At 72.3% G+C, this 7,994-nt stretch carries 6 protein-coding genes and 1 riboswitch; of the genes, 2 read left to right on the top strand and 4 right to left on the bottom strand.

The features are described from left to right. Nucleotide 1: 1 nt before the first annotated feature. Nucleotides 2–1,363 (bottom strand): glycosyltransferase family 2 protein, encoded by a 1,362-nt coding sequence (locus BZL64_RS25785; RefSeq protein WP_086771581.1) that lies wholly within the window; start codon nucleotides 1,361–1,363, stop codon nucleotides 2–4. A gap of 17 nt (nucleotides 1,364–1,380) precedes the next feature. After that, nucleotides 1,381–2,448 carry a GNAT family N-acetyltransferase gene (locus BZL64_RS25790; protein WP_086771582.1) on the bottom strand — a complete coding sequence of 356 codons (1,068 nt, stop codon included), beginning with the start codon at nucleotides 2,446–2,448 and terminating at the stop codon, nucleotides 1,381–1,383. Nucleotides 2,449–2,699: 251 nt separating this feature from the next. Between BZL64_RS25790 and BZL64_RS25795 the strand changes: the two genes are divergently transcribed. Beyond that, nucleotides 2,700–3,524 (top strand): Cof-type HAD-IIB family hydrolase, encoded by an 825-nt coding sequence (locus tag BZL64_RS25795; RefSeq protein WP_086771583.1) that lies wholly within the window; start codon nucleotides 2,700–2,702, stop codon nucleotides 3,522–3,524. A gap of 70 nt (nucleotides 3,525–3,594) precedes the next feature. Here BZL64_RS25795 and BZL64_RS25800 read toward each other — a convergent pair whose 3' ends face one another. Then, nucleotides 3,595–4,077, bottom strand: coding sequence for a transglycosylase SLT domain-containing protein (locus BZL64_RS25800; RefSeq protein WP_086771584.1), 483 nt, complete (start codon nucleotides 4,075–4,077; stop codon nucleotides 3,595–3,597). Between the two features lie 5 nt (nucleotides 4,078–4,082). Beyond that, nucleotides 4,083–4,269: riboswitch (cyclic di-AMP (ydaO/yuaA leader) on the bottom strand. Nucleotides 4,270–4,541: 272 nt separating this feature from the next. Further along, a complete protein-coding gene (locus BZL64_RS25805) occupies nucleotides 4,542–6,602 on the bottom strand; it encodes a CocE/NonD family hydrolase (protein ID WP_086771585.1) in 2,061 nt (686 codons plus the stop codon). 345 nt (nucleotides 6,603–6,947) lie between these two features. On the opposite strand from BZL64_RS25805, the gene BZL64_RS25810 reads away from it, so the two are divergent. Continuing rightward, nucleotides 6,948–7,958, top strand: a complete 1,011-nt coding sequence (locus tag BZL64_RS25810; RefSeq protein WP_086771586.1) for a polyprenyl synthetase family protein — start codon at nucleotides 6,948–6,950, stop codon at nucleotides 7,956–7,958. Nucleotides 7,959–7,994: the final 36 nt, after the last annotated feature.

The following is a 7,994-nucleotide window of genomic DNA, read 5'->3' on the forward strand; positions in this document are numbered from 1 at the left end:
GTCATCGCCCGCCCCCGGACACCCCGGACGTCACAGCCTCCCGCGACGCCGCCCGCATCGCGCGCCGGGCGCGCAGATAACCGACCGGCCCGTACGCCATCCCCTTACGTTGCAGCCGCGACAGCCGGCGCGGCCACGGATGACCACGATCGTCGTGCCCACCAGGCACGCCCGCCGCACCATCCGCACCCGCTGCACCTTCCGATCCCCCCGATCCCTCCGTGTCCCGGATCGCCGTCAGCGTGCGGGCGTGGGCGAGTCCGCGGGGCAGCCGGGCGAGGAACGCCGGGAGCAGGGCGGGCCGGTTGACCAGGATCGCGGTGAGGTAGGCGGTGAGGCCGGCGCCGTAGCCGTACGCCTGGGTCTCCAGGTCCTGCCAGGTCTCTCGGTGGTGGTGCCAGACCAGGGCCCGCGGGGTGTAGTGCAGGCGGTGGCCCTGGGCGAGCACGCGGACGAAGCCGTACAGGTCGTCGCCGCCGCGCGCGAGCGTCCCCGCCCCCGTCGCCGGGTCGAAGCCGCCGACCGCGCGCAGTACGCCGGTCCGGAACGCCATGTTCGCGCCGGACCCGAACCGCCCCGCCGTGAACGGGAACAGCGGCTCGTCGGAGGGCGGTCCGGCAGAGTCGTACGTCCGTGGCGTGAAGCCCTTCGCGAAGCCGCCGTGGCTCTCCAGGAGGACCTGGGCGGGCGTGCGCAGCCGGGCCGGAAGGATCAGGCCGGTCGCGCAGCCGAGTCCGGGGTCGGCGGCGAACGGCGCGGTGAGTTCGGTCAGCCAGCGCGGGTCGGCGACCACGTCGTCGTCGGTGAAGGCGACCACGTCGCCGCGCGCCGCGGCGAGGCCCGTGTTGTGGGCGACGGCGAGGCCGGGCACGGGTTCGGTCACGTACCGCACGCGCTCGGCGTACTTGCGCTCGACGAGTACCCGCGTCGCATCCGTCACCGGGGCGTTGTCGACGACGACGATCTCGAAGTCGGGATGGTCCTGGGCGAGCATCGAGTCCAGCGCGTGGGCAAGCCGGTCGGCGCGCTCGCGGGTGGCGATGACGACGCTGGTGAACGGCACGGTGACCGCCGTGGGGACCGCTTCCGGACCGGCGCCCACGTGCCGTCGGGCCAGTGCGGTGAGGACCGCTCTCGGATCGGCGCCCTCGGGTACCCGCCCGAGCAGTGTGGCGACCGGCCGGCCGCCCCTCCTGACCAGCAGGAACACCTCGCCGTGCGTGACGGGCGGGCTGCCCGGTCCGGGTCTCAGCGCCCCGCCGTCGTTCAGTTCGAGTTCGGCGACCTGCACCGGCTCGATCGCGAGGAACCTCTGAATCTCCTGCCGTACACGTGTCGCGTGGGACACGGATCTCCCCCTCATCGAAACCGTGGAAACCGTCAGGACCGGCGCAGTCGCCCGGCCCCCTTCAGCGCCCGTGCGGCCGTCGCCGCGAGCCGCGGCCGGCTGCGCACGAAGTGGTGCGCGCGGCGCGAGGGTTCGCGGCTGAGCCAGTGGAGCGCCGCGCCCGCCCCCGGACGCGTCCACGCTCCTTCGTAGACGGGCAGTTCGCCCGTCCTCAGCGAGTCCTTGTACTCGGCGGCCCCCCGGCCGAGGTCGAGCAGCCCGATGCCCTCGGCGGCGGCCGCCTCGGCCATCCGCAGATGCAGCACCAGTCCGGGCGAGTACTTCGCGAACTCCGGGTCGTAGGCAGGGAACCAGCAGGCCAGGACGGTCGTCGAGCGCAGCCCGAAGTGGGCGGCGACCGGCTGCCCGCCGGCGTAGAGGACGGACAGCGTGCCGGAGCAGTCCGGGCCGCGCGTCTCCGAGGCGAGCAGGCTCACGAGCCGGGTGATCCAGTCCTGCGCGAACCGGTCCCGGCGGCCCGTCCTGCGGTACTGCGCGGACTTCCACGCCATCAGCGTGCGCAGCGCGGCCGGATCGCGTTCGTCGAACACGAACCGCAGGTCACCGATCTGCCGGCCGAGACGGCGCTCCTTGGCGAGTGTCGTCTTCAGGAACTTCGGCGACTGTGCGCGCAGGACGGACTCGTACGTTTCGTAACCCTTTTCCACGTCGATGACGTAGGAGGTGTACTCGGCCGCCGCGTGCGGGACGAACAGCTCCTGCTCCGCCTCCAGATTGTCGAAGGCGAAACTCGACAGGGAGCAGGCCCGCAGGAGTTCGTCCGCGTTCAGCCCGAGACCCGGGCCGAGGACGGCTCCCTGGGCGTCCGAGACGCCGTACGCGAGGGCATGGCCCTGGCCGAACCTGCCCCGCTCATGGGGCAGGAAGCCGACCGGCTCCCGCCCCTCGTACACCACCGCGACACGCGTGCGGGGTCGCACGCGGCCCACGGCCTCGGTGAACTCCGGTTCCATGAACGGGTTGCGCGCAGCCGCCGACGCGGCGCGCAGCGCGCGCCACCGCTCCCGTTCCCCCTCGCCGAGCTCCTCCGGCCTCAGCACACGAATACGTCCGCTGCTCAACCTGACCCCCCGATCAAGTCCCCCCTGGACTGTCTGGACGGTACCGCTCCAGGTACCGCGGGCGGTAGGTAGTGGGCCATGTTGTTGCCAACCGGTGCATAGGCCTTTAACTTCGCTGTACCCGGCGTTGCGGCAGAAAGCCGTTTCTCGCGCGAATGACGTCGTTTCCCGTGCGAACGGCACCGAACTGGAAGTGAGCCGGAGCCGGTTGGGGTCCGTATTCTCTGATCATGGCCGCACCCACCGCATATGCCGCGCGCTGCGCGTACTCCCTCGTCGCCACCGACCTGGACGGAACGCTGCTGCGCGGCGACGACACCTTCTCCGACCGGTCGCTCCACGCGCTCGCCAGGGTGGCCGCCGCCGGCGCCCGCCACCTCGTGGTGACCGGCCGCCCGGCCCCTCGCGTACGGCCGCTGCTGGACATCCTGGGCGGCGGAGGCCTCGCGGTGTGCGGACAGGGGGCGCAGCTCTACGACGCCGGAGCCGACCGTCTGCTGTGGTCGGTCACCCTGGACCGGGAACTGGCCGAGACCGCGCTCGGCAAGATCGAGGCCGAGGTCGGCGAGGTGTACGTGGCCGTCGACCAGGACGGCGTCGACGGACTGACGCTCATCGAGCCGGGCTATCTGATGCCGCACCCGACCCTGCCGGCCCTGCGGGTCGGAGCACGCGACGACCTGTGGTGCGAGCCGATCAGCAAGGTGCTGCTGCGCCATCCCACCTTGTCCGACGACGAGTTGGCGGCGACGGCCCGTTCGGTGGTCGGCTCGCTCGCCACCGTCACGATGTCAGGGCCGGGCACGGTGGAGCTGCAGCCGTGCGGCGTCACCAAGGCGACCGGACTGGCCCTGGCGGCCGAGCACCTCGGGCTGAGGCCGCGGGACACGATCGCCTTCGGCGACATGCCCAACGACATCCCGATGTTCGACTGGGCGGGGCGCGGGGTGGCGATGGCCAACGCCCACCCCGAACTCAAGGCGGTGGCCGACGAGGTGACGACGTCGAACGAGGACGACGGCGTGGCCGTCGTCCTCGAAGGACTCTTCCCCTAGGGCCCGCCGGCCCTCTCGGGTATGTCCGGCCCCCTCGGGTGCCCCTGGCGCATCCCTCCGGGGGCGGCTGTCAGTACGCGCCGAAGACGTTGTCGATCGAGCCGTACCGGTGCTGCGCGTAGTGGCAGGCGGCGGTGATGTTGGCGACCGGGTCGTACGGGTCGTAGGCGGTGCCGGACACGTGGTACGCGGCGAAGGTGGGGTCGATGACCTGGAGAAGGCCCTTGGACGGGATGCCCGCGGCCGCGTTGGAGTCCCACAGGTTGATGGCGTTCGGGTTGCCCGAGGACTCCCGCATGACGTTGCGGTAGATGCCGTTGTAGGTGCCCGGAATATCCTTCTCGGCCATGATCGCGAGTGACTCGCGGATCCAGCCGTCGAGGTTGTTGGTGTACCCGGCGGCGGTCGTCGCGGCGGTGGTGGCCGACGTCGTGGTGGCCGCGGAGGCGCTGGTCGAGCCGATGAGCGGGAGGGCCAGCACGGCGGCGCCGGTGGCGGCGACGGCGAGGGTGCGGGCAAGGCGGGTACGGCGGTGCTGAACGGCAGCGGGCATGACGAAAGGTTCCTCTCCGGCGCCTACGAGGTGAGCTGTCGGGTTCGGGCTGGAAAGTGCCCGGCCGGCCGCCGTAGGGATACGGCGACGCGACTTCACCCCAAGCCGGTCCGGTACGTGCGTGACGTACGGCTCGGCGACTTACCTGGGTCCCCCGCTCCTGCCGTGCGTGAGTGTCGGTCGATGGGTTATCGGGCGGCGGCAGGATTAGGCGTCTGCCCGACAGGCCGGGAACGTATGCGAGAGCACATGTCCGGAACAAGTGCCGGATTCACAGATCGCACCTATTGACCATGATCAGATGACTTTGCCTGCTTGATCCTTTGCGTTCGCCAAGGGTCAACTCACAGCCAGGCAAAGCGGAATCACAACTTCCGGCGCGGGTTGCCCGTGGGGCCGCGTAGTGAGCCAACTCACCGACGTCCACAACAGGGGTAAAACGGGCATTGGGCGCCAAGTCCCTTTTAAAGGGGCGGGTGTGGGAGAGGCGTCCGGGGAATGTGCTTCCGCCAGGTCCGGTGGAAGACCACCTCGCCGCCCTCCGTGCACACCACCTCGTCGGTGGCGATGAAGTCCGTCGCGTCGCAGGTGACCTCCGAGCGGGTCCGCACGCCCGTGTCCCAGCCCCGCTCCGGTCGGTGCAGCCGGACCGTCCGGTCACAGCGGACGCGGGCCGAGAAGGGATCGCGCTCGGTGATCGTGTACGTCGTCAGCGCGTCCTCGGTGTACTCCAGACCGTCGGGGTACACACGCGTGCCGGCCTCCGGCGGAACGACCTCCAGCCGCCACCCGCCCCCGCCCCACTCCCCGCCTTCGTCCCGCACGACAAGCCGCTCGGGGCGCGGCTCGTCGAGAGTGGCGGGCAGGCTCACCCCGAGCGGCGGGGCCTGCTCGGGCTCCTCGAAGGCGATGCCGGGGTCCGCCTCCCGGACCCGCACCGGCAGCTCCAGGGCGCTGCCCGCCGGATCCACGGTGAATCCCGCCGCCGACTCCGGCCCCGGCCAGACCCATGGCCAGTAGGCGCTGGAGAGGGCGAGACGGACCCGGTGGCCGGGAGGGAAGGCGTGACCGGCGGGAGCCAGGTCGAGGACGACGTCCCCGGCGGCGTTCTCGTGATCCTCTCCCGCGGGCTCCGTGCGCCGAAGCTCCCGCACCCCGCGGCTCACGAGGGTCGAGGAGCCGTCCGGTGCCACATCGCAGATCCGGACGGCGACCTGGGCGTGCGACGCCTCGCATGTCAGCCGCAGTCTTACCCGAGGCGCGCCCAGCACCCAGGTCTCCTCGCACACCGGGAAGTCGAAACAGACCGAGCGCGCGTCCTCCTCGCGCTGGTCCGGCGGGAGTCCCGCGTCGCCGCCGCGGGGGAGCAGGCGGCCGGCGTCCACACCCGTGCGCAAGGGGGAGCGCACCAGGACCGGGGCGCCCTGGAGGGAGTACGTCGCGACGCGCACCCGAGGTGAGGGCCAGGCGGGCTCGCCGACCCAGCGGCCGGGCAGGACGCCGTACGCCGTGACCGGGAGGTGGGAGCCGGGGACGTAGGCGCGCAGGAGCGGGTCGGAGAGCACGCCCGTGTCCTTGCCCTTCAGCCAGTGGTCCCACCAGCGCAGGGTCTCCTGGAGGAAGCCGATCGCGGTTCCGGGGTGCGCGGCGTGGTCGGGGTACGCGTGCGGCCAGGGACCGATCAGGCCGCGCACGCGGTCCGGCGGCATACGCTCGACGAGCCCGAGAACCGTGTCGGCGTACGGGTCGTGCCAGCCGCCCACCGCCAGGACGGGCACGCGGGTCGTGACGTCCCAGGAGGCCTCGGTGGGAGCGGACGCGGTGAAGGGGGCGGACGGGGTGAGCGGGTCGACGGACTCCAGGCGCCGGAGCCACATGTCCCGCCAGGCGTCACCGACGTGCTCGGGGTCGGGCGGCAGGCAGAGGGAGGTGAGCCGGGCCCGCGCCGCCTCCGCGTGCGGCGGGTCGGCGGGCAGGGCGGAACCACTCGGGTGGCCCAAGCCGTTGTCGGGGTGGGCGTCCGGGCAGCAGACGGCGACGACCGCCTTCAGCGGCGTGGGCGGAGGGGCTCCGACGGCCGTGAGGGTCGCCAGGGCCGCGACCTGGAGGGCGTAGGTGCCGCCCCGGCCGATGCCGAACATGCCCACCGTGCCGTCGCACCACGGCTGGGACGCCAGCCACGCGACCACGGCGGCCCCGTCGGCCGCCCCGCCCTCGGCCGCCGCTCGGCCGGCCGGCTCCGTCGGCGGGCGGGCGGCGCCCTCCGGCGGACCCCCGCTGTCGCCGTGCCCGCGCGCGTCCACACGTACGGAGGCGTAGCCGTGGCCCGCGTACCAGGGATGGCGCTGCCGGTCGCGCGCCGCCGTGCGGTCGGAGAGCCGGTCCGGGGCGTACTCCAGCAGCGCCGGCACCGGCTCGTCCGTCAACGGTCGCCACACGCGGGCGTACAGGAGGGTTCCATCGGGCAGACGGATGCGGAGGTCGTCGTGGGTGGTCTCGTAGGGGAAGGACGAACGGATGCGCATGTGCGTGGCCCCCGTGAGGTCAGCGGGGAGGGTGTGTCGGACGGCTACGGCCGAGTGGGTGACGCCGGTGGCGCGGGTGACGCGGGTGACCGGAAGACGGCGTCGCCGGTCTGTTCTCCCGCCGGTTCAGAGGGCTCATACCGGCTGATCAGCAACATACCGGGCAGGATCCGATGCCGCCCGGCCGACAGGGGGGCGACTCCTGCACGAGCGAAGTTCGAGACGGGGGGACGTGGGGCCTGTCGGTGATCGAAACGTGACCGGATACGCTGACTTGAGTGAGGGCAGCGACCTATCGACAAACCGCGTAATCGCCAGAAGACACCAGCAGACAGGAGACCCCTCGTGACCGTCGTCGGGCCGTTCGGGCTGAGCGTGCGGGACCAGGCTCTGGAAGCCGATGTCCAGGCCGGATTGACGGCTGTCGAGGAAGGCTTGCTCGAGGCCACCAAGAGCGAGGTCCCGTTCATCACGGAAGCCGCGCAGCACCTCGTCCGGGCGGGCGGAAAGCGGTTCCGGCCGCTGCTCGTGATGCTCGCCGCGCAGTTCGGGGACCCGTACGCGCCCGGCATCGTGCCCTCCGCGGTGGTGGTGGAACTGACCCACCTGGCCACGCTGTACCACGACGACGTGATGGACGAGGCCGAGGTACGGCGAGGGGTGTCCAGCGCGAACACCCGCTGGGGGAACTCCGTCGCCGTCCTCACCGGTGACTTCCTGTTCGCCCGTGCCTCGCACATCCTCGCCGACCTCGGGCCCGAGGCCGTGCGGGTGCAGGCGGAGGCGTTCGAACGGCTCGTCACCGGCCAGATCCTGGAGACGGCCGGGCCCACCGACGGACGGGACCCCGTCGACCACTACCTCGACGTGCTCGGCGGCAAGACCGGATCGCTGGTCGCGGTGTCGTGCCGGTTCGGCGCGATGATGTCCGGCGCCGACGAGACGGTCGTGGACGTGCTCACCCAGTACGGCGAGAGGCTGGGCGTCGCCTTCCAGCTCGCGGACGACGTGCTCGACATCGCGTCGGACTCGCACGAGTCGGGGAAGACGCCCGGCACCGATCTGCGCGAGGGCATCCCCACGCTGCCGGTGCTGCGGCTGCGCGAGCGGGCGGCGCGGCTGTCGCTGCCCGAGGACATCGCGCTGTGCGAGCTGCTCGACTCCGACCTCGGCGACGACGCCAGGCTCGCCGAGGCGCTGGCCGCGCTGCGCGCCCACCCGGCGCTGGAACAGGCTCGGCGGGACACCGTGCGGTACGCCAAGGAGGCGCGGGCGGCGTTGGCGCCGCTGCGGGAGTGCGAGGCGAAGCTGGCGCTTCTGGAACTGTGCGACGCGGTGGTCCACCGGGCGGGGTGATGTCCGGCGGGCATTGCCCACCCGCCGACCACCCGC

It is taken from the genome of Streptomyces bobili (assembly GCF_002154575.1).
Classification (GTDB): domain Bacteria; phylum Actinomycetota; class Actinomycetes; order Streptomycetales; family Streptomycetaceae; genus Streptomyces; species Streptomyces bobili.

Excerpts from the sequence above, each read along its gene's own strand:
- BZL64_RS25785 (WP_086771581.1), bottom strand. The coding sequence starts at position 1,363 with ATGAGGGGGAGATCCGTGTCCCACGCGACACGTGTACGGCAGGAGATT.
- BZL64_RS25795 (WP_086771583.1), top strand. The coding sequence starts at position 2,700 with ATGGCCGCACCCACCGCATATGCCGCGCGCTGCGCGTACTCCCTCGTC.
- BZL64_RS25800 (WP_086771584.1), bottom strand. The coding sequence starts at position 4,077 with ATGCCCGCTGCCGTTCAGCACCGCCGTACCCGCCTTGCCCGCACCCTC.
- BZL64_RS25805 (WP_086771585.1), bottom strand. The coding sequence starts at position 6,602 with ATGCGCATCCGTTCGTCCTTCCCCTACGAGACCACCCACGACGACCTC.